Below are 20,266 nucleotides of genomic sequence, written 5' to 3'. Positions count from 1 at the left end.
AAGCCCTACTCTCCCGCTGTAACTCAGGAAAGTAGGAGCCATCAGCTTCCCAGATCAGACTGGGATAGCGGTTTTGGCGAGCTCCATCGCCATTAATCGTCTTTAATTCAACAATACCATTTTTGCTGTTGATTGATATCTCTGGTATTGGCGGGTAAAAAGCCTATCAAAATGTACGATATAAATAATATTAGGTAAATAATGTATACCATTGGCGGTATTTATTGTATGCTGCCATCATCAGAAAGTAATTACCAGCCTGTTAAAGATTCTCAGACAAAACTAGATCAGTTTTTAGTTTGTGGGCTAGGAAGTTTGGGTCAGCATTGTGTTGCCATCTTGAAAGAATATGGTGCTGTTGTCAATGCTATTGATCAAGAAGAACCCAAAAACTGGCAGGTACCAAATTTATTAGATTTATTAGAACAGTTACTAATTGGTGATTGCCGTCAGACCAGTATTTTAGAACAAGCCAATATTAGTCAGTGCCGAACTATACTTTTAGTCACTGGTAATGAACGGGTGAATATAGAAGCTGCCTTTGCAGCAAGGCTTTTAAATCCCCAAGTTCGTCTTGTTGTCCGTTCTGATAAACAAAATCTTAATGAGCTTTTAAGTCAGAATCTTGGCAATTTTATTGCCTTTGAGCCGAATCAAATTTCTGCTTCTGGCTTTGCTATTGCAGCCCTTGGAGATGAAAATCTCGGATGCTTTCAACTTGAAGGACATCAACTTCGGGTGGTAAAGCATCAGATTAAAGCGAGTGATCAATGGAGCAATAAATGGCGTGTATGTGAGATGAACACTTTATATCGTAGGGTATTAAATCACACTAATAATCCATCTTACTTGCCTCAAGAATTTCATCAGTGGGAACCAGAAGCTAGATTACAGCCAGGGGATATTGTTATATATCTTGAAGTTACAGAGCAGCTTAAAGCCAAACAACTTAATAATCAACCTAAATACAATTTGCAGCAGTTATGGCAAGAGATTGTATTAGGCAGAGTATACAAAAATTTAAAACAGAAAATAGCATATCTTTGGCAAACATCAGATCGTTATCAGAGTTTGCGAGTAGCAATTATCTGTGGTATTACAGTCTTTTTTCTCTGGTGTTTTGGAACAGTTATTTATAGCTTAAATTATCCTGACACTAATATAGTAGAAGCATTTTATGGTACTGCGATGTTGCTTTTGGGAGGATATGGTGATTTATTTGGTGGGATTAATTTTAAAACACCACCAGAGCTAGCTGAACGTATGCCAGGGTGGTTACGATTATTTAGTCTAGGATTAACGGTGATTGGTATAGGTTTTGTAGGAGTTTTATATGCATTGCTAACGAATGCTTTGTTAAGCTCAAGATTCCAATTTTTCAATAATTATCAGCCATTGATGCCCAAAAATAATTATGTTGTACTGATTGGGTTAAATAGAGTTGGTCAACGAGTTGCGGCTTTGTTACAAGAACTCAAGCAACCTTTGGTAGGTATTAGTAGTACAGCAGTTAACGCCGATTTTATAAATAAAATTCCACTGATTATTGGTAATATTTCTGATGCTTTAGGTAAGGTAAATCTCGCTAATACTAAAAGTATTGTTGTAGTTACAGACGATGACATGGAGAATCTAGAAATAGCTTTGATGGCTCATGTTCAAAGTCCTACTACTCATGTGGTTATTCGTACTTACGACCGATACTTTAGTGATAACGTAGCACGATTGTTTCCCTATGCTCAAGTTCTTTGTACTTCTGCTATTTCAGCAGAAGTCTTTGCCGCTGCTGCTTTTGGAGAAAATATTCTCAGCGTCTTTCACTTTGATACTAAAACTATTTTGGTAGTGGAGTACATGATTGAAGCTGGAGATACACTAAATGAATTACTCTTAGCTGAAGTCGCCTATGGTTATGGTGTTGTGCCGATTCTATACCAAAAATCTAAGCGATCGCCTGTTAAGTTAATGCCTACTGATCATACGCGGCTTGCTGTTGGCGATCGCCTGATTGTTCTGGCTAATAGTAATAGTCTCCAGCGGATTGAGCGAGGCGAAATTTTTCCCCGAACTTGGCAAGTACAAGTGGAAAAAGTTTTAGCTCAAGATGCTATTTTTGACGGCGCAAATGAAATAAGTTTAATTTCAGGATGTAAGATGAGCACAGCTAGAAAGTTGATGAATAACTTGCCTGGACAGCTACCAATAGCACTATATAAACAACAAGCTTTGTACTTAGTGCGAAGGCTCAGTAAATTAAGAGTTACAGCCCACTTAAAACCATTTGCTCAAGATACAGAGTAAATTCGGTTCTATTGCAGCAATCATCTAAGAACAAGCAATTGACCTATTTTTCCGACACAACCGTCTGAAGTCATTTTTGCTAGCGTAGTGATATGAGGTTTAATCACTCCCTGATAAGTGACTGAAAACTAGAGGATTAATATGGCACATTTAAATCAACGTCATACCCAAAATGTCAACGGCGATTTTTATGTAGATACAACCTGTATTGATTGTGATACCTGTCGCTGGATGGCTTCTGAAGTATTTTCTCGTGTTGATGAACAGTCAGTAGTTTATCACCAACCAAAAAATGAAGCAGAAAGATTAGTGGCGCTAGAAGCACTGTTATCTTGTCCTACCAGTTCCATTGGTACAGTTGAAAACCCGCAAGATATCAAAGTCGCTCAGCAGAGTTTCCCAATTTTAGTAGAGGAAAATGTTTACCACTGCGGCTATCATTCCGAAAAATCCTACGGTGCTGCTAGCTATTTAATTCAACTACCAGAAGGTAATATTTTGGTAGATTCTCCCCGGTTTACGCCGCCTTTGGTCAAGCGTCTAGAACAGATGGGGGGAATTCGTTATATGTATCTAACTCATAGGGATGATATAGCAGATCATCAAAAATTTGCTGAGCATTTTCAGTGCGATCGCATTCTCCACACTGATGAAATTTCGGCGGGTACTCGCAATGTAGAAATTCAGCTAACTGGTTCTCAAACATTTAACTTGACTCCAGATTTATTGATTATCCCAGTTCCCGGTCACACTAAAGGACATACTGTTTTACTCTACAAAAACAAGTTTCTCTTCACTGGCGACCATCTCGCTTGGTCAGAAAGATATCATCAGTTGGCCGCATTTTACGATGTTTGTTGGTATTCTTGGTCAGAACAGATTAAATCAATGCGTCAATTGGCTAATTACTCTTTTGAGTGGGTACTACCGGGCCATGGACGGAGATTTCATGCTGATACTGATACCATGCGCCAGCAGATGGGCAAGTGTATTGAGTTGATGGAATCTTTAGAGTAAATTACTGCTGTTGGGAATTGCTATTGAGTATAGTGTCAAAGTTTCATCTAAACTTTGCGATCGCACTTGATCATTCAAGCTCAAAACGTAGAATCGCCACATTAGAACTCCATCATCCAAGCTCAGAACTCGGAACTCCGAGATTAGAACTCCATCATCCAAGCTCAGAACTAAAATTGAAGTACTTTTAAGTTAAATTACTGTGATTATTTAATTTACGAAGTGCTAATTAAGGAATTTTTTTTAGCACTGACCACATAAATTCAGGACTTACGCACTCAGATCCCCCAACCCCCTTAAAAAGGGGGCTTTAGAAGTTCCCCTCTTTTTAAGGCTACGGTGTACACACAAGTCTTTGAGAGTGGCCTCACAAGCTTTTGATCCCCCCAACCCCCCTTCAAAAGGGGGGCAAAAACTTCTCAAAGTCCTCCTTTTTAAGGAGGATTTAGGAGGATCTACACGATTTTGGTTTGGTACAGAGATGTGTGTACACCGTAGCCTTTTTAAGGGGAGCCAGCGCGGTCTTCTCCCAAAGGGAGAGGCTAGCGCCAAGGGGGTTTCCACGCCACTCCCCACAACGGATAGCGCAGCGTTAGCGAGTCTTGTCTGCGACACGCTGCGCGAACGAGCGTCGGGAACCTCCGCAAGGGGGTGGCTCCCCATGAGCGACTGGCGTGGGCTAGGGGGGATCTAGGTTTCAGGATTCAGTGCGTAAGTTCTAAAATTGTTTTAGTGCTAGCGATTTCTAACTACAACTCGCTTTGCGTATACGCCATAGTAGACATACAATCCCTAAAATTGTATAGTCCATCCTATTGTTTCATCCTCTTGGCTTACGACAACATCTGTCGCTATCTGGCAGTTGAGTACCCAGACGCGTTTGTAAATTGGCTACTTGATGGCGATATCACGGCAATTCAGCCATTACCCACTGAACTTAACCTTGAACCTATCCGCTCTGATGCCCTTTACTTGCTGCCAGACTGTAATCAGATTCTCCACTTAGAATTTCAAACTGTACCTACTTCCAAACCAACTCTACCTTTGCGGATGTTGGATTATTGGGTCAGGCTTTACCGTAAGTATAATTGTTCCATTGAACAGGTGGTTATTTTCTTGAAGGAAACCACCTCGGAGGCGGTTTACATTAACCAGTTTGCTGTGGATAAAACTTTCCACTCTTACCGCGTTGTACGAATCTGGGAACAAGACCCATCTCTGTTATTGACAAATCCGGGACTGCTACCTCTAGCAGTTCTAGCTCAGACAGACTCTTCAGCAGGCTTGTTAGAGCAAGTAGCTGCAAAGGTCGATATGATCAAAGAATCAGACAAACAACGAAACATTTCTGCATGTGTGGAAGTGTTGGCAAGGCTGAAATTTGAAGAAGATTTAGTTCGGCAATTTCTCAGGGAGGAGCTTATGCGGGAATCACCTCTATATCAAGAAATTCTACAAGAAGGTGTACAACAAGGCATTCAACTAGGTATTCAACAAGGTATTCAACAAGGAGAGGTGACACTAGCTCTGCGCCTACTCACGCGCCGACTGGGTACAGTTTCTCCAGAGTTGCAAGCACAGATTCAACAGCTTTCTAGTGTCCAGCTAGAAGCTCTCAGTGAAGCTCTGTTAGATTTCTCTACGACAGAGGATTTAATAGCTTGGTTGCAAGTGCATCAATAAGGAGAGTGGGAAAGTGAGGGAGCAGGGGAAGAGAATAATTAATGACAAATGACTCTTATCTCCTGTGTAATAAGTTGACAAAGTAGTAGCGAGCAATGAAATAATTAACTGATCATGACTTGCGATCGCTCGTCACGCCACAATTGATATAACCGATTTGCTGGCATAGTCATATATAAGATATCCCCTGCACTGAGGATGGATTCTAGCAAATCCCACCCGTGAAGGGTTTGGTAATTCGTTTCTAAGTACAAGGGAACAAAATCAGCAGACATTGCTACATCTTTCACACGCTGATTATACAAAGGATGTAACGGGGTAATCACCGTAGCAAAAGCCACCCAAAGACTATCGGCTGTGATCCCATTACCAAGGATTTGCCCCCCTAGTGCAGCTGCCGCAAAAGCTGGAGCGGCTAGTTCAGCCGGACTCAGTACGGCCTCAAAATCAAATACTTGTTGCGCCATACCAGCAAAATCGGGATCAGCATAATGGACAATCACCGGAATGCTAGGTGTTAGTCCTTTAGCCTTGAGGGCAATCTCTAAATTAGTGGCATCATTGCTAGTAACCGCAAGCACTGCGGCGGCAGAGTCTACATTGCTAGCTTTGAGTGTTGCGCGAAAGCTAGCATCACCCTGAATTACTGGAATACCTAGCCCCCTGGCAGTGTTGACATATTTGTTATTGGAGTCAGTTTCAATCACTACCACTTCATTGCCGCTAGCGTGGAGTTGCTGGACAATCCTTAAACCGATGCCACTTAAGCCACAGACAATATAGTGATGTCGCTGGGGAATGCGAGCAGCATCCCAAAATTGCTTAAAGCGGCTTCCTAGGACAAAATCGGTGAGCATTGCGTACCAAATACCAATCACCACTGCCCCAACTAGCATCATGACAACGGTAAATAATTTAATACTGTCGGGAGCTTTTTCTACAACTTTGTCATTACCACCTGCTCCTGTTATCATGCCTACAGAAAAATATAAAGCATCTACAACAGACAAGCTTAGTTCAGCAGACATGTAGGTGAGTGTGGCAACCATAATAACGGCGAGCAAAACAATAGCACCAACTACTACAGATCGCCCATGTTGTTGAAACTGCCTAAAATTACTCATAACTTTCAGCAGTTTTCTAATCATTGATCTGCGTTTGGAACGGACATAAGGCTGAGTGCCAATAATTAAGCGATCGCCTATTTTGATTTCTTGTCCCGCTAGCACCGCAGATACCAAATTCATCTCACCTTCCACTGGTAAGTAATAAATTAGCATCCGCGATCGGTCTTCCCACAATTCACTTAGCTTTCGGCCCTTCCACGGATGATTTTCATCAATGTATTCTTCATGAATCGGCCAAGTTTGCTTAAATAACTTGATTTGTCCAATCGCTTGGTTTCCTAATGCTGCAAAAGTAAATACGGGTGCTGCCAAACCGACAACACTCATACTCAAATGATCCGGTAAAGTATGATCTAAGCGTTCCCCTAAATTTGTATTGTAAAAACGGTTGATAATCCGAATTTGGGGATTCAGCACCCGCGCCTGCATCATAATTGACAAATTTACAGCATCATCAGGCCCAGCGATCACTAAAGTCTGTGCTTGCTCAATTTCAGCTGCTTTCAGCGTAGCAGCTGCTTGTAAATCACCAACAATCACGTCTCCTGTGTCTTCGCCAAGAATGGGTTTGTTATGAATGCCAACGACAAACGCTCCTTGCTGTCTCAGCAAACGAAAAATTTTATATCCAGTACGTCCTAAGCCACAAACAATAATTCGAGGTTTCATGAAACAGCAGCATTGTTTACAGAAAGGGCTGCCTTTCTAGTTATTTATAAATATTATTGCCTACTTTGCTTGAATATAACTGTAGCTGAAAACACGATAATCCAAATGAGATGGTAATTTCACAAAATTCTTAAACCTAATGTTATGATTTAACGCTAAATGTCTAGCATAGAAGTAGTATATATTCTCAAAAAAATTGAGCTATGGTAATTTACACTACCTTAATTAGATTTTTTTAGGGAGAATTTTGTTGATTTATTAAATTATCAATCTGCTGTTGAGTAATATGATTAAATTCCGAACTTTTTCTATTCTCTAAGGTATCCAACCTTTGAAAAAGTTTCTTCACCGCGCTCCAAATAGGATCTCTACTATCTTCAAAAGCTAACATAATTAACTTATTTTCTCGATGATAATGAAGAAGTACCTCATCATCATGCAGAGAACAATCATCTACTCTGATATCCCGGCTTAGTCTAGTTAAATTGTAGAAATAATCATCGCTAATCCAGTAAGATGGGATGTCTCTACCTGTCTTATCCCAAAATGCTTTCATAATATCGGGATTTATTAGCTCTTTTTGTTCATCTTTATTAAGAATAATTATTCTTTTTTTATCAATATGAGAATCAGAATTTCTTAAGGAGGAAAAGTAAAATTCTCCCTCGTTATCAATAGGGTTGAAACCTAACTTGCTAATCTGTCCTTGGTGAATTGCACACCAGCTTCTAGATGATGCTCTAATACCCAAGGTTAGTATTTCGTAGAAGTCATCTTCAGAAGCTCTTGGTATATAGCAAGGATGTCCTACCGCTTTTTCAATGAAGCTTTCTACTAAATATCTGTGAGTTTTACTCGCAATCAGCAATCCCCTGACAGTAGCATAATGATTTAAGCTAGATTTTGCTGCATCAAGAAAATCATAAATTTGTTCAAGATGTTTTTCATTCTTATCAAGAATTTTAGTTAATCCCCTAACTTCTTGTTTATATTCTATTAGCGTTTCTTGATAAGTTTGAATGAAAGCAAAAAGCAATCCAGCAATTAAACCTGGAGGAATTGAGATAATAGCAGGTAAGATAATTTTGTGTAGCTGTTCTGAGGGCGCTATAGATGCTGTACTACTTAACGTTAAAATGAAAGAAAACAATGCGCCAATAAAAGCAAAAGCAATGTTTCTTTTTAAGGAACTATCCATTCTTTTATCCTTTGAGAGTCTTCACTTAAGGTCTGATTTATGGGATTTTGCGTATACTAAATTAGTATACTTTTCACAAGCAGCATACTTTAAAAACGTAATTACCACCTGTTTTACCCAATTTGGATTCATCTTTAGGCCAAACACGCTTTTGTGTAACAATCTGAAGTCTAGCTTTAGCTAAATCTTTTAGTAGCAGCGACAGAGAAACTTTATATTCATAGTCTCCATCATAACCATACTGAGCTACTCTTTTGATTAGATTCGCTACATAGTCAGGAAGGTTAGGATTTTGTTGTTTTGCAGTATTTAGAACTTCAGTGTAAAACTGTTTAACAGCATGAGCATATTCTTTAGTGTTACTTTCTTCATATTCCGGCAAAACATTTTCTGCAATGATTGCATAGCCAGAATTATCAAGAAGGTAGTGTACACGATTTAAGAATTCAACCTTTCTTTCATGTTCGATATGATGATAAGCTGATGCCAACATGATCACATCCCATTGCTCACGTGGAAGTCTAACTGATACGGCATCGCCAAGGATAAAAGTTGGTTTTAATCTATGTTGTTTGTATTTTATTTTGGCAAAGTCTAGGTATGGTTGGCAGATATCCACGCCTACAGCACACGAGATATTTGGATGATTAATAATACGTTCCAAAGAAAGCCCTGTACCACAACACAAATCAAGTACAGCGACATTATGGATATTTTCAAGTGATTCTATCGCCATTTCGCCAGCAACCTCAAGCATGAGCATTTCGTCTGGACGAGAGCGTTCTTCAATTTCGTAAGCTTCAGGATCATTTTTGTAGTCAGGAAGAGATGTCATATAATACCTCATACTATTTAGTATACTTAAAGACTCTTTTGCAGGTAAGCAAAAATACTATACTGGTTACAAAATAACTAATAGACTAGTGGTCTGTCTCATTGATTTTAATAATCATACGTGTTTGTAATAAGGACTTTAGTCCTTAATTTTTTCAGCACTAAAGTGCTTACTACGAACCTCTCGAAACTTTTGCAACAGACTACTACTATTCTTCTTAAATGAACCCTATTGTTTGATAGGCAGGTAGGTATAAGTAAATTAAATTTAGTAGTTGGCGTTTTAGCAAAGATAACGTCAACTACAAGCTATAAAGCGTTTTCTATTTAATAAAGAAACTAAATTTCTGGATCGACTAAGCGAGTAGTGGGACGGCTTTGGTATAAATCTTGAACAACTTGCACAACAGCAACTACAGCTACAAAGGCGATGACTGTAACGGGTAATAAACCTTTGCCAAAGATGGCGATCGCCACTAGCAAAACTGCCCCCCAAAGTCTATACTGGGAGCGGATTTTGCAATAGCGAATTACCCCAAATCGGTGGAGAATGCCGAGGGCTAGCGAGCATAATGCAACTGCACCACAGATAAGCCATCGCTGCGGATCGGGTAGTGCTAATCCCGATTTACTCAACAAGATGTGTTCTACGCCGACTCCAGTCGCAGCAATCCCAATCACTAGCGGTAAATGCGTGTAGAGCCAGAGATTGACAACACCAACTCGTCCATTTTCTCGCGCCGTTTGAATGGGTGTGCCACCTAAATTATCAAAATAAACCCACCACAAGCTAAAAGCGATAATTAGACCAAATACAGCAGAAATTACTGTTAAAAAATCCCATTTTTGTTCAGATACACCTTTAACAACCGCAATAATTGCTTCACCCAAAACAATCATGGTAAACAACCCAAAACGTTCTGGTAAGTGGGAGGCGTGGGGAAGTAACCCTAGTTGGAACTTACGTGCTGTCAGGGGTGTGGCAAAGTCAATGATGACTCCTAGTGTCCAGAGTGCGAATCGCCAAGGAATGGGTAACAATACCGATACTAGCCAAAGAAAGGCTGCGATCGCAAAACCCATAGCATAGCGAGTAGTTAAAGGACGCGCTGAAGGTATGTGCATTCCCGCACGAATATATTCGACAATCAGCACAACACGACCAAGAGCATAGGAAAGGGCAAAACCAGCGGAACTCTCGCCTAAGCCGTGGTGGATGTTGATAGCCATCGCCGCAGCCGTCAGCATGTGCAGACCAACAAGCAATCGGCGTATTATATCATCGCTGTCAAAGCGATTGGCATAAAATGTCGTGCCAATCCATGACCACCAAACGGGTATAAATAGAGCTACAAACCCAAACAATCCTGATAGAGAAATATCCTCAGTTAAATTGTGGGCAAGTTGAGAGACTGCAACCACAAACACCAAATCATAAAAAAGTTCCAGCCAAGTGGCGCGTCGTTCTTCTTCGCTGTTTTCACCAATGCGTAACCTTGGTGGTTGCAGAAAATTAGTCATAGTGCTAATTGCTAATCACTAATTGTTTTTTACCATTAGCGGTCAGCAATTGGCTATATAGCGTTAGCGCAGCCCCGCAGCGAACTGGTTTGACCCTTGACTATTGACCATTAACTATATTGGTTTCTTCTGGAGGCACTAGAACAGCTATCGCTTTAGGTATAACTCGGAAATGGGCAGGAGTATAAGTAGTAATTTCGCCATCGGTATTTATCGGACGAGGTTTACGTGTATAAACCTCTATTTCTTGTCCCTGTAGGGCGCGGACACCCCGCCAATGTATATGTCGCCCTTGTCGCATTGCAGGTAGTAATAGTATAATCTGCCACCAATGCTTAATCTCCAAGCTATAAAGATCTAGCCTTTGGTCGTCTATTGTGGCATCAGGAGCTACTGCCATCCCACCACCGTAATAACGACCATTACCCACGGCAATTTGTACAGTTTTGACACGAAGCGATTTACTATTGAGCACAATCTCCGCACTAAAAGGTCGTGCTTCCCAAATTACTTGCAATGCAGTGGCGGCGTAAGCGAATATTCCCCAACGGCGTTTGACTTCTTTGGTAAGTCGCTGGGTAATTTTCACACTTAGCCCTAAACTGGCAACGTTGAAAAAGTGCTTGCCGTTTACCCATCCTAAATCGATGCGTCGCAAATCTCCATAGGCAATAATTTTGCAAGCTTCGGGTAGAGAGTTCGGGATTCCCAAAGTCCTCGCTAGGTCGTTTGCAGTTCCCAAAGGCAAGATTCCCAAGGGTAATTGGGTATCAACTAAAGCATCTACTGCGGCATTAAGAGTACCATCTCCACCACCAATAATTACCAAGTCAACTTGCTGCTGATATTGAACTATAACTTCAGAAAGATGTTTTGGGTCTTCTATAGACTCCTCAATTACACTAAAGCCCAGTGTCTTAAGATAATTGATCGCTTCTGACAAACTCTTTTGTCCTTGGCGGGCGTGACGATTTACTAACAGCAGTGCGCGGGAACTTATGGGTAGTGCCCTTTGTAGTTTAAATGTCCAATTATCTGCATCCATAGACTCTGCTTGGAATTTACTATAAAAAAGTGTTTAGGCTGTTATGCGAGTTAATAATAATTCAGTTCGTCAAGGCTTGTTTTTTTGTGGCCGCTTCTTTTTTAGTTTTGTTTTCTCTAGTTTAGCTTTATTAGCTATCGGTGTGTTAATACCTAAAAAATGGGGTAATTACTCACAAAAACACTGTAATTTAAATATTTGTATTTCTAATACGGGTATTCATTCTAATATTATAGTGCCAATCAAAAATCATGTTTTTGATTGGTATCAGAATATTTTGATAGATAAGATAGGTAGAGATACGATTAATAATTACAATTATTTAAGTTTTGGTTGGGGAGATCGTGATTTTTATATGTCAACCCCTTCTATAACCGATCTAAAATTATCTACAACTTTCAAGGCACTATTTTTACCAACTCCTTCTGTTATGGATGTCAAAGTTTATCAATCAATACCTAATTATTTAGAAGTAAAATGTATTAAAGTTAATCAAACAGATTATTTGCGATTAATGGAATTTATCCAAGCTAGTTTTAAAGTAGATGCCAAAGGTAGCAAAATTCGTCTTGGTGATGGTCACACCAAAAATACAGGGTTTTATGCAGCAAATGGCAGTTACTCAATATTAAAAACTTGTAATTCTTGGACAGCAGAAGGTTTGAGAAAAGCTAATGCTAATACTCCTTTATGGGATGGACTGTCTTTTGCTATCATGTGGCACTTGAGAAGTAGTTGTGATTAATGCCAAGTACAGTGTGAAGTCAAACTATGATTAATAGGATTGAAAAAATAAAAAAGGGAAAATGCTTGTTTTTCCCCTCTCCCTTTCAACTATATTTTGAGACTTCAACAGAGGTAATTAGACTTATGCAAAAAGTGTTAATACCCTCCTACGTTTTGATTAAGCTTGATAGCCGTAGGTGTCAGTATCATTCACTTGAGAGGAATATTCGCTAGTGTTAGTAGCATTTGCAACTGCATGAGGATTAACTAAAGAAACAGCTTGCTTGAGTGCCTCTACACGATTTGCAAAGAAGTGATGTTGGGGTACAAATTTCAAAATCCCAAACTTTTCTAAGCGCTGTTTGACCTTGCCAGCTGCACCAACTATCAATACCTGACGACCTTGATCATGGGCATCTTTGATAGCATTTTCGATCGCTAGTGAAGCAGTCACGCCCAACATGGGTACATCGCTTAGATCCAAAATTAGCACGTCGGAATCTGCCATTGCTGAATGCTCACGAGCGATCGCTTTAGAAACTCCAAAGATCATCGGCCCACTCAAGTAAAATAGCAGGATGCGTCCATTAGCTTGATCTAGCAATTGTTTCTCTTCATTGTTCAAGACAATTGCATCATCAGCATCGGTAATCGTCTTCACGTCATGAGACTGTAACTGGGAAAGACGTTCGATAGTCAAGATGTTGGCAATGAAAACTCCCACACCGACGGCAACAATCAAATCAACAAATACGGTGAGGAACAATACACCGTACATAATAATTGCGCCCTTCAAGGATACTTTATGAGCGCGTTTCAAAAAGCTCCAGTCCAGAATGTCAATCCCAACTTTGAGGGCAATACCAGCCAAAACTGCCATGGGAATGCTTCGAGTTAGACCCGCAGCCCACAAAACTACAATTAGTAAGATTAAGGCACGAGTTAGTCCAGATAAAGCCGTTTTAGCACCAGTCTGGATATTAACCACCGTTCCCATTGTTGCACCAGCACCAGGTAGTCCACCACACAAACCTGATACTAAGTTCCCGATACCTTGACCAATCAATTCTTTATCAGATTTATGTTCGGTACGAGTCAAACTATCGGCAATCACTGCTGTTAGCAAGGTATCAATACAACCCAACAGCCCCAACATCGCGCCATCAACAATCATCACAGTGATTTGGGATGCACTGAAGGTGGGCATTTGCAATTTTGGCAACCCCATCGGGATTTCGCCAATTCGTCTAATTTCAACGTTTCCGAAGAAGACAAGAGAAACTACAGTTACTACTATTAATGCGACTAATTGCGGTGGAGCAAAGCGTTTAATTTTGGATGGCATTAAGAAAATGATTGCCAAGGTCAAAAGTCCCAAAACTGTTTCGACAGGATTTATATTTGCTAACAGATTGGGTAGATTTTGTACCATTCCAAGTACGCCACCTTTAGGATTTGGCTGCCCGACAAAAGGCGCAATTTGTAAGATGATTAGAATTACGCCAATCCCAGACATAAAGCCGGAAATCACGCTGTAGGGCATGAGGGTAATATATTTACCCAGCTTAAATATTCCAAAGAAGATTTGAAATATCCCGGCGAGCATGACTACAGTAAATGCCATTGCTAAACCATTCTCTGGGTTATTTGCAGTCATTGAACTGACAATTGCAGTCATGACTACGGTCATCGGCCCAGTTGGTTCAGAAATTAGAGTTGGTGTTCCCCCAAATAGTGCGGCAAAAAAGCCAACACAAACAGCACCGTAAAGACCCGCTACGGGCCCAGCACCAGAAGCAACACCGAACGCCAACGCCAGGGGCAAGGAAACGATCGCGGCAGTTAAACCACCAAATAAATCGCCTCGTAAGTTTCTAAAATGGATAGTGTTGGTCAATGACATATTGGGGTATTTAAAAACAAAAACGTAAACATATTGATTTAGAAAAAATGCGATCTACTTTGAGTAAATTTCATTTTTTATGCCTACGAAGATTTCTGCAAAAAAAACACAAGTTTCTTACAGTGCTAAAGGCGATCGCGCCTTTATACATGGTGTGCCATAGTCCAAATCTCAGTAGAGAAAGTTAGGGCAAAGTACAAATTAAAAATTTGGTTATAAATACTTATCTAAATTGCAAGCTTTCTTTATAACCATCATTCATTGGGATGTTTAAATTAGCTTACAGCTTTTCAAGCCAATATTGTTAATTATGCTTTTATCGTTATTGAATTGCAATCATAGAGAAAAGTTTATATGTTTTGACAGTTCCATAGTTTTATGATTGATACATTAGAGCAAACTTACAATAACCATCAATTTTAATCTATGGTTAGTTTTACACTAGTGCGATCGCTAAGGATGCATTTGTCGTGGACATAGGACATGAGGTCATCCCTGTCAAGATGGTGAAAAATCTGCTTTAGCTTTATCGGTGCGATTAATAAATGATTTTACTTTGTGTCTTTGTATCTTTGTGGTTTATGAAATGAATTGTTGTCACCACAAAAGCACGAATAACATCAAATGTGGAATGCTACACATTGACAGGGTTAGACATGAGGCTATAACCAACGTTGTTGTTTAACGTACAGAATACTACCAATCACAATTAATGCCATCACGATGATTTACGTTGCTCAACAGTAGGATACGACGAAAATCGCTATAAGTCGCTATACTTTCAAGCGATGGGTAAGTGCGACCCATTCGTTTAATCGTTCACAACCGACTAACTCAAATCCAACCTCTGTTAATGCCTTAGCAACATTGTCCTCATTATCCGTAGTAAAACCGGCTGTAATCAGTAGTCCTGGGTGTGCATCAGTCTGACGCAGCGCACGCTGAAAATCATTAGCAAGGGCGATATGCATCCGTGCAAGGATATTGGCAACGATGAGGTCAAATTTATTTCTAGCCTCGATTTTTGGGACATTGTCGATGGTATCTCCACCCATCCAATGCCCTAAGTCGCTTCCACATCCCAGACTTCCTTTGGTCACTGTTACCTGTTGCTCTACGCCGTTAAGATACACAGCGTCCTGAGTTGCATCCACAGCAATACTGTCGTTGTCTAATGCTAAGACATTTGCTCCTAGCTTGGCGATCGCAACACTTAAAATACCTGAACCTGATCCCAAATCAAGAACATTCATCGTCGGTAAGACGTACCGCTCAAGCATTTGCAGGCTAACAATGGTTGCTGGGTGTAAACCACTGCCAAAGGACAGGGTTGTCTTCAATCTCAAAGTTATTTCGTCTGCTGCTTGAGATTGATAAAGTGCATCAGGAGTTAGCACAACGAATCGTTTCCCAATCCGATGCACAGGCGGGTTGAGTATGTCTGCGTTTGTAGGCTTTTGATCAACTACAGTAGTTTGTATTGCCGTTGCTAATCCCGTACGGTGTAAAGGCGATAGTAAATTAATAATTTTTTCTACACGTGCCCGTGAATGGACATCATAAGCCAGATATAAGCGAATTGTAAACGTCCACTGAGCTTGGTTTAATTCAGCATATTCTGTGATCTGAACATCATCAATATTGATAGTTTCAGCAACTAGTGTACAGACCCAATCAACCGCCTCGTTTGTTGTATCGAGACTTAATTCTATCCACTGCATATTTTTTTCCTCTGGCGTAGCTGCTATCGCTATAAAACAAATACTGACCGCAAGAGTGAAAAGTTTACCGATGACAGACAGTTTTACAATCCTAACTGATACTTGAACCTACTTTTTGGGATTAGGCGATCGCTTCTTTCAACTAAAATATCAAGTAACAAAATCTACTTTAGCAGCCTACCAAACCCTTGCTGACCAAAGAAATAAGTATTCTACCAGTGGAAATAAAAGTAATCGCAATTACACTATTTTTGTTCATACTGTTGACGTAGTTCTAGTTACAAGTTAGAGTCTGAAGAAATGTAAATCAGTCTGCCTAATCCGCTCTCTTCCCCAGTAAACATTTGTTTACGAGAGTCAGCTGGAACGGAGGAACCAAGTTTGGGGCATATCTGCAAATAAAGATCAGGACTAAAGTAAGAAGCACAAACTTCAAACTTCAGACCTCATTCTTTCCAAGAAGGACATCTCTCAGTCCTAGCCCGTCAGCTAACTTCGTCGGCATTGAGAGGAGATTGAACGAGCAGCATTCTAACAAGTAATGCTTTGTTCTCGTTAGTGTCCTTGGCTGGTAACTTTACGCTTCGTTATGTCTGCGCTCAGTCTTAAAGAAAAGCTAATATTTAGCTTGATTTATGGCGTCAGAGACAGGATTAGTTGCCTTGAGGTAAAACTTGACTATGTTTCAAAAAAAACACCGCATTGCCTTCATTTCTGTTGATGGTGATCCTGCTGTTGAAATCGGCCAGGAAGAAGCTGGGGGACAAAATGTGTATGTGCGTCAAGTCGGTTATGCACTAGCCCAGCAAGGTTGGCAAGTAGATATGTTTACGCGTCGCAGTAGTCCTGAGCAAGCTGCGATCGTTCAACATAGCTCCAACTGTCGTACTATTCGGTTGAAAGCTGGCCCAGCTGAATTCATCGGGCGAGATAACCTGTTCGACTATCTACCTGAATTTATCGAAGAATTTCAACAATTCCAGCAGCGCGAAGGATTTTGGTACTCCCTAATTCATAGCAACTACTGGTTATCATCTTGGGTAGGTATGGAATTGAAAAAGCTGCAACCGCTGATTCAAGTACATACTTATCACTCTCTAGGAGCGGTCAAATATAGAAGTATTAGTGATGTCCCCTTAATTGCTACCCAGCGATTAGCTGTAGAACAAGCCTGCTTGGAGACTGTAGACCGGGTGGTTGCGACTAGTCCACAAGAGCAGAAGGACATGCAAATACTCGTTTCCGCTAAGGGACAAATTGAAATGATTCCCTGTGGTACAGATATTGATAAATTTGGAGGAATTCAGCGGTCTGCTGCACGGGAAAAACTAGGAATTGCACAGGATGCCAAGATGGTTCTCTACGTTGGTCGTTTTGATCGGCGTAAAGGGATTGAAACCTTAGTAAGAGCCATTGCCAAATCTAGTTTAAGGGGTGAGGCTAACCTCCAATTAGTAATTGGTGGTGGTAGCCGTCCAGGTCAGAGTGATGGAATTGAACGCGATCGCATTGCCAGTATTGTCGCAGAACTTGGGCTAGAAGATTGCACAACCTTTTCTGGTCGCTTAGATGATAATATTCTTCCCTTTTACTACGCTGCTGCTGATGTCTGCGTAGTACCCAGCCATTATGAACCCTTTGGTTTAGTCACTATTGAAGCAATGGCTAGTAAGACACCAGTTGTAGCTAGTAATGTTGGCGGGTTACAATTTACAGTCGTACCTGAAATCACAGGGTTACTTGCGCCCCCCAAAGATGAAGTAGCTTTTGCGGCTGCCATAGATCGTATTCTCCTTAATCCAGCTTGGCGAGATCAGTTGGGTGAAGCTGCTCGGCAACGGACAGAAATTGCCTTTAGTTGGTATAGTGTGGCATCGAGACTGACTCAGCTATACACTCATCTGCTAGCTCAGACCGCACCAACACCCAAGAGCCGGCCACGTATTGCAGCTTAAATAATAAAATAAGATCCCTCTCCCCAGAGCCCCGACTTCTCAAAGAAGTCGGGGCTCTTGTGATCGTTCATGTTAAAAAAAGCAAATATTGGCAAACAAATTTTTCAAGCTTCGATAAGCTAAATAAATAAAGGGTGAAGATAAAGGACTTAAAGTCATATATGTCCTTATAATCTAGCTGCATTTTATTAAGAATTGCAGTTAGTTCGCCATAAACTTAAACATCTTTCTGGGCATCTAAATCTTAGCTAATTTGTGTTGGCAAAAAATTGCCGTAGCTAAATTATTAAAAAATTCGGTTTTGGCAGAATTGCCTTGATACCGATGAAAATCCTTACACTTTCTCCTTCAGGTTGGTCTGCTTTATTTTCATTGATTGAAAATTTCAAAGCTAGAGCATTGATTCAGTAATTGCAAAACCCGATTTCTTTTCGGTAAAACGACCAATTTTCGTTGATTGTAGAGACGTTTCATTACAATGTCTCTACGAAATAATCGGTTTTTCGCTGAATTGGTGTTCTAGATGAAGATCTGCTGAAGGTTTTGGCATTTATACGCATAAAAAACGGTGATGAAGAACCAGATCACCGATAAACAGAAATCAAATTGCTAGAGGAGGCTGAGATGGAAATCTTCGATTATGTGATTCTGGGAGCCGGACTAGGTGGACTTTCGACCGCAGCTTGTTTAACCCGACAAGGCTACCGCGTAGCAGTTCTAGAGCAACATTACTTACCTGGTGGATGCTGTCACACTTTTGATTATGGCGAATACAGCTTTTGTGCTGACGTGCATTATATTTCTCAATGTGGTGCTCATCAAACCATAGGGCAATTTCTCGACTATATTCATCAGGACGTTCCCTTTAATAGTCTTGATCCAGACTGCATTGATCGAGTCATCACACCACAGGCAGATTTTAAAATTCCCTTGGGATGGGAGAATCTGCGATCGCGTTTACTCTCCACATTTCCAGAAGAGACTGATGCTATCAATCGATACTGTCACGAAATTCAGCAACTTCATCAAGAAATTCGTAACCTAGTGCGAGAAGTACGCTGGTTTGATCAGAAGTTTTCTGACTGGTTGAAGTTGCCAAAATATTTAAATTTATTTTGGAAACGAACTTGGACTTTACAAGATTTGTATAACTATGTTGGATTGTCGCCCAAACTGCAAGCATTGCTGGCGGGGCAAAGTGGCGACTATGCATTACCACCGCAAGAAATTGCGCTACTCACCCACACTTCTCTTGTTTGGGACTACTCAGAAGGTGCTTACTATCCAAAACATCACTTCAAACACTTTGTTGACAGTATTGTTGAGGCAATTACATCAGGTGGAGGTGTCGTTAAGTACTCAACCTCAGTTAACCATATACAAGTTAGTAACCACACTGTTCACAGCATACTTGCCGATGGTATAATCTACCGCGCCAGCAAAGCTTATATCAGCGACCTCGACCCCAAATTAACAGTAGAGTTAATGCATGATCCAGAAGCTTTGAGTTACAAAGAGCGTCAACGTCTCACTAAATACGAATATTCAGCCAGTGCTTTCAATATATACCTGGGTTTAGATAACCGCTTCGATCCCCAAAGCTATGGCATCGGTAACTGGAATATTTGGTATTATCCGACAGGTGACTTGAACAAAGAATATCAACAACAATTGCAAGGTGATCTCAACCACCCGTGGATTTTCCTCTCTTGTCCGACGATGAAATCCAGCGAACCAGGGATGGGGCCAGAGGGGCATCATGTCCTAGAAATTGCCACTGTCTGCCCTTATGAACCTTTTGAACAGCTGCACAAAACTAACCCAAAAGGGTATAAAGCCAAAAAGCGAGAAGTTTATCAGCAGATAATGACTAGCGTGCGGGATTTGATTCCAGACATAGACAACTACGCCCGGATGAAAGTTTATGGCACACCCACTACCAGCGAGTTTTATTTAGGTCAACCGCAGGGTAATATTTATGGTGCAAAATTAGTGCCCAAACAGGTTGGTTTAAATCGCCTAGGATACACGACAGAGTTGCCTAACCTATTTTTTGTAGGAGCGAGTGCTGGTTATCCTAGCGTACCTGGTGTAATTGGCAATGGTATGGATGTAGCAGAACTCCTAACAGGGCAATCAGTGTGGCGGAAATCTGAAACACCTCAGCCTTTAGCAGCAGTTAGTTAAAAATCTTGGCAATTCAATAAGCATTCAAGCATTTTGCTTTCTCAAAATGCTTGAATGCTTTCTTATTTGAGTGGTACGGAACGCGGTGGAGAATACCCCTACAAGATTTGCAAGCTACGCCTTAGTTACGCAGGAATTAATCCCACTCCTATGCTTAGCTTTGCTAAATATCACAATTTAGGCATTTATACAAGATATTTATTCATGATAGCGATCGCTATTTAGTAAAAGCCATTAAGCCTCTGTGCCTAGTAGTCTGCCAAGGCAATTTTGCTAGGTTAAATGCTCGGATATAAACGCTGCATTTTTTTACGTGCATCCTTGGTTTTAAAACCCCAATAGACGCTGGCTTTTTTTTGATTGCGTTCTTTCTCCCAAG

The 20,266-nt window shown here is 40.7% G+C and carries 14 protein-coding genes and 2 riboswitches; of the genes, 7 read left to right on the top strand and 7 right to left on the bottom strand.

The annotated features are described in order from the left end of the window. Window positions 1-25: 25 nt before the first annotated feature. Window positions 26-100, bottom strand: a riboswitch (Fluoride riboswitch). A gap of 101 nt (window positions 101-201) precedes the next feature. The 3 genes from FNW02_RS27005 (at window position 202) to FNW02_RS26990 (ending at window position 5,001) form a co-directional block, all read left to right on the top strand. Continuing rightward, complete coding sequence (locus tag FNW02_RS27005) at window positions 202-2,301, top strand: potassium channel family protein (RefSeq protein ID WP_225225923.1); 2,100 nt, start codon at window positions 202-204, stop codon at window positions 2,299-2,301. 141 nt (window positions 2,302-2,442) lie between these two features. Further along, window positions 2,443-3,318, top strand: coding sequence for an MBL fold metallo-hydrolase (locus tag FNW02_RS27000; protein ID WP_191760564.1), 876 nt, complete (start codon window positions 2,443-2,445; stop codon window positions 3,316-3,318). 828 nt (window positions 3,319-4,146) lie between these two features. After that, window positions 4,147-5,001, top strand: coding sequence for a DUF4351 domain-containing protein (locus FNW02_RS26990; protein WP_191760562.1), 855 nt, complete (start codon window positions 4,147-4,149; stop codon window positions 4,999-5,001). Window positions 5,002-5,105: 104 nt separating this feature from the next. On the opposite strand, the gene FNW02_RS26985 is transcribed toward FNW02_RS26990, so the two are convergent. The 5 genes from FNW02_RS26985 to FNW02_RS26965 form a co-directional block, all read right to left on the bottom strand. After that, complete coding sequence (locus FNW02_RS26985) at window positions 5,106-6,797, bottom strand: potassium channel family protein (protein ID WP_191760561.1); 1,692 nt, start codon at window positions 6,795-6,797, stop codon at window positions 5,106-5,108. A gap of 235 nt (window positions 6,798-7,032) precedes the next feature. Further along, complete coding sequence (locus FNW02_RS26980) at window positions 7,033-7,995, bottom strand: hypothetical protein (RefSeq protein ID WP_191760560.1); 963 nt, start codon at window positions 7,993-7,995, stop codon at window positions 7,033-7,035. Between the two features lie 73 nt (window positions 7,996-8,068). After that, window positions 8,069-8,830: a class I SAM-dependent methyltransferase gene (locus tag FNW02_RS26975; RefSeq protein WP_191760559.1), complete on the bottom strand. Its 762-nt coding sequence runs from the start codon at window positions 8,828-8,830 to the stop codon at window positions 8,069-8,071. Window positions 8,831-9,168: 338 nt separating this feature from the next. Further along, window positions 9,169-10,350, bottom strand: coding sequence for a low temperature requirement protein A (locus FNW02_RS26970; RefSeq protein WP_191760558.1), 1,182 nt, complete (start codon window positions 10,348-10,350; stop codon window positions 9,169-9,171). Window positions 10,351-10,450: 100 nt separating this feature from the next. Beyond that, window positions 10,451-11,395 (bottom strand): lipid kinase, encoded by a 945-nt coding sequence (locus FNW02_RS26965; protein ID WP_225225922.1) that lies wholly within the window; start codon window positions 11,393-11,395, stop codon window positions 10,451-10,453. 43 nt (window positions 11,396-11,438) lie between these two features. Between FNW02_RS26965 and FNW02_RS26960 the strand changes: the two genes are divergently transcribed. Continuing rightward, window positions 11,439-12,140, top strand: a complete 702-nt coding sequence (locus FNW02_RS26960; protein ID WP_191760557.1) for a TIGR02117 family protein — start codon at window positions 11,439-11,441, stop codon at window positions 12,138-12,140. A gap of 159 nt (window positions 12,141-12,299) precedes the next feature. On the opposite strand, the gene bicA is transcribed toward FNW02_RS26960, so the two are convergent. Beyond that, complete coding sequence (gene bicA, locus FNW02_RS26955) at window positions 12,300-14,024, bottom strand: bicarbonate transporter BicA (RefSeq protein ID WP_191760556.1); 1,725 nt, start codon at window positions 14,022-14,024, stop codon at window positions 12,300-12,302. A gap of 773 nt (window positions 14,025-14,797) precedes the next feature. Beyond that, on the bottom strand, window positions 14,798-15,745 hold the full coding sequence (locus FNW02_RS26950) for a 50S ribosomal protein L11 methyltransferase (protein WP_191760555.1): 948 nt from the start codon (window positions 15,743-15,745) through the stop codon (window positions 14,798-14,800). 335 nt (window positions 15,746-16,080) lie between these two features. Then, window positions 16,081-16,264: riboswitch (cyclic di-AMP (ydaO/yuaA leader) on the top strand. Between the two features lie 161 nt (window positions 16,265-16,425). Here FNW02_RS26950 and FNW02_RS26945 point away from each other — a divergent pair. The 3 genes from FNW02_RS26945 (at window position 16,426) to FNW02_RS26935 (ending at window position 20,112) form a co-directional block, all read left to right on the top strand. Then, complete coding sequence (locus tag FNW02_RS26945) at window positions 16,426-17,700, top strand: glycosyltransferase (protein ID WP_191760554.1); 1,275 nt, start codon at window positions 16,426-16,428, stop codon at window positions 17,698-17,700. Between the two features lie 624 nt (window positions 17,701-18,324). Then, the gene (locus FNW02_RS26940) at window positions 18,325-19,887 is read left to right on the top strand and encodes a phytoene desaturase family protein (protein ID WP_191760553.1); all 1,563 of its coding nucleotides are present in this window, start codon (window positions 18,325-18,327) and stop codon (window positions 19,885-19,887) included. Between the two features lie 54 nt (window positions 19,888-19,941). Further along, window positions 19,942-20,112: a hypothetical protein gene (locus FNW02_RS26935; protein WP_191760552.1), complete on the top strand. Its 171-nt coding sequence runs from the start codon at window positions 19,942-19,944 to the stop codon at window positions 20,110-20,112. Window positions 20,113-20,266: the final 154 nt, after the last annotated feature.

The organism is Komarekiella delphini-convector SJRDD-AB1 (assembly GCF_014831675.1).
Taxonomy (GTDB): domain Bacteria; phylum Cyanobacteriota; class Cyanobacteriia; order Cyanobacteriales; family Nostocaceae; genus Komarekiella.
This window is presented reverse-complemented; position numbering and strand designations above follow the sequence as displayed.

Coding starts and splice junctions, on each gene's coding strand:
- FNW02_RS26935 (WP_191760552.1), top strand. CDS start 19,942: ATGCTTTCTTATTTGAGTGGTACGGAACGCGGTGGAGAATACCCCTAC.
- FNW02_RS27005 (WP_225225923.1), top strand. CDS start 202: ATGTATACCATTGGCGGTATTTATTGTATGCTGCCATCATCAGAAAGT.
- FNW02_RS26950 (WP_191760555.1), bottom strand. CDS start 15,745: ATGCAGTGGATAGAATTAAGTCTCGATACAACAAACGAGGCGGTTGAT.
- FNW02_RS26980 (WP_191760560.1), bottom strand. CDS start 7,995: ATGGATAGTTCCTTAAAAAGAAACATTGCTTTTGCTTTTATTGGCGCA.
- FNW02_RS26940 (WP_191760553.1), top strand. CDS start 18,325: ATGGAAATCTTCGATTATGTGATTCTGGGAGCCGGACTAGGTGGACTT.
- bicA (WP_191760556.1), bottom strand. CDS start 14,024: ATGTCATTGACCAACACTATCCATTTTAGAAACTTACGAGGCGATTTA.
- FNW02_RS26970 (WP_191760558.1), bottom strand. CDS start 10,350: ATGACTAATTTTCTGCAACCACCAAGGTTACGCATTGGTGAAAACAGC.
- FNW02_RS27000 (WP_191760564.1), top strand. CDS start 2,443: ATGGCACATTTAAATCAACGTCATACCCAAAATGTCAACGGCGATTTT.
- FNW02_RS26975 (WP_191760559.1), bottom strand. CDS start 8,830: ATGACATCTCTTCCTGACTACAAAAATGATCCTGAAGCTTACGAAATT.
- FNW02_RS26965 (WP_225225922.1), bottom strand. CDS start 11,395: ATGGATGCAGATAATTGGACATTTAAACTACAAAGGGCACTACCCATA.
- FNW02_RS26985 (WP_191760561.1), bottom strand. CDS start 6,797: ATGAAACCTCGAATTATTGTTTGTGGCTTAGGACGTACTGGATATAAA.
- FNW02_RS26960 (WP_191760557.1), top strand. CDS start 11,439: ATGCGAGTTAATAATAATTCAGTTCGTCAAGGCTTGTTTTTTTGTGGC.
- FNW02_RS26945 (WP_191760554.1), top strand. CDS start 16,426: ATGTTTCAAAAAAAACACCGCATTGCCTTCATTTCTGTTGATGGTGAT.